Here is a 1847-nt window from a genome sequence, read left to right on the forward strand (position 1 = left end):
AACACAGTGGACGCGAGCAACTGAGGACAAGCCCTCGGCCTATTAGTACCAGTCAGCTCCACCCCTCACAGGGCTTCCACATCTGGCCTATCAACCCAGTCGTCTACTGGGAGCCTTAACCCCTCAAGAGGGTGGGAATACTCATCTCGAAGCAGGCTTCCCGCTTAGATGCTTTCAGCGGTTATCCTTTCCGAACGTAGCCAACCAGCCATGCCCTTGGCAGAACAACTGGCACACCAGAGGTTCGTCCGTCCCGGTCCTCTCGTACTAGGGACAGCCCTTCTCAATATTCCTACGCGCACAGCGGATAGGGACCGAACTGTCTCACGACGTTCTAAACCCAGCTCGCGTACCGCTTTAATGGGCGAACAGCCCAACCCTTGGGACCGACTCCAGCCCCAGGATGCGACGAGCCGACATCGAGGTGCCAAACCATCCCGTCGATATGGACTCTTGGGGAAGATCAGCCTGTTATCCCCGGGGTACCTTTTATCCGTTGAGCGACAGCGCTTCCACAAGCCACTGCCGGATCACTAGTCCCGACTTTCGTCCCTGCTCGACCCGTCGGTCTCACAGTCAAGCTCCCTTGTGCACTTACACTCAACACCTGATTACCAACCAGGCTGAGGGAACCTTTGGGCGCCTCCGTTACACTTTAGGAGGCAACCGCCCCAGTTAAACTACCCATCAGACACTGTCCCTGATCCGGATCACGGACCCAGGTTAGACATCCAGCACGACCAGAGTGGTATTTCAACGACGACTCCACAACCACTGGCGTGGCCGCTTCACAGTCTCCCACCTATCCTACACAAGCCGAACCGAACACCAATATCAAACTATAGTAAAGGTCCCGGGGTCTTTCCGTCCTGCTGCGCGAAACGAGCATCTTTACTCGTAGTGCAATTTCACCGGGCCTATGGTTGAGACAGTCGAGAAGTCGTTACGCCATTCGTGCAGGTCGGAACTTACCCGACAAGGAATTTCGCTACCTTAGGATGGTTATAGTTACCACCGCCGTTTACTGGCGCTTAAGTTCTCAGCTTCGCCACCCCGAAGAGCAGCTAACCGGTCCCCTTAACGTTCCAGCACCGGGCAGGCGTCAGTCCGTATACATCGCCTTACGGCTTCGCACGGACCTGTGTTTTTAGTAAACAGTCGCTTCTCGCTGGTCTCTGCGGCCACACCCAGCTCACGGAGAAAATCCGGTCACCAGACGTGGCCCCCCTTCTCCCGAAGTTACGGGGGCATTTTGCCGAGTTCCTTAACCATAGTTCACCCGAACGCCTCGGTATTCTCTACCTGACCACCTGAGTCGGTTTAGGGTACGGGCCGCCATGAAACTCGCTAGAGGCTTTTCTCGACAGCATAGGATCATCCACTTCACCACAATCGGCTCGGCATCAGGTCTCAGACTATATGCACGACGGATTTACCTACCGTGCGTCCTACACCCTTACCCCGGGACAACCACCGCCCGGGCTGGACTACCTTCCTGCGTCACCCCATCGCTTACCTACTACAAGTCTGGGTCATCGGCTCCACCACTACCCTCAACTCCGAAGAGATCAGGCCGGCTTCACGGACTTAGCATCGCCTGATTCAGTACTGGGCGTTCCAAAGCGGGTACCGGAATATCAACCGGTTGTCCATCGACTACGCCTGTCGGCCTCGCCTTAGGTCCCGACTTACCCTGGGCAGATCAGCTTGACCCAGGAACCCTTAGTCAATCGGCGCACACGTTTCTCACGTGTGTATCGCTACTCATGCCTGCATTCTCACTCGTGAACCGTCCACCACTGCCTTCCGGCGCGGCTTCACCCGGCACACGACGCTCCCCTACCCAT

Annotated in this window: 1 rRNA gene (running past one end of the window); it reads right to left on the bottom strand. The window is 56.5% G+C overall.

From position 1 onward, the window contains the following. Positions 1-22: 22 nt before the first annotated feature. Positions 23-1847 (bottom strand): 23S ribosomal RNA (locus tag ACIRRU_RS30355) (it continues 1369 nt past the right edge of the window).

It is taken from the genome of Streptomyces sp. NPDC101181 (genome assembly GCF_044767975.1).
Lineage (GTDB): Bacteria > Actinomycetota > Actinomycetes > Streptomycetales > Streptomycetaceae > Streptomyces.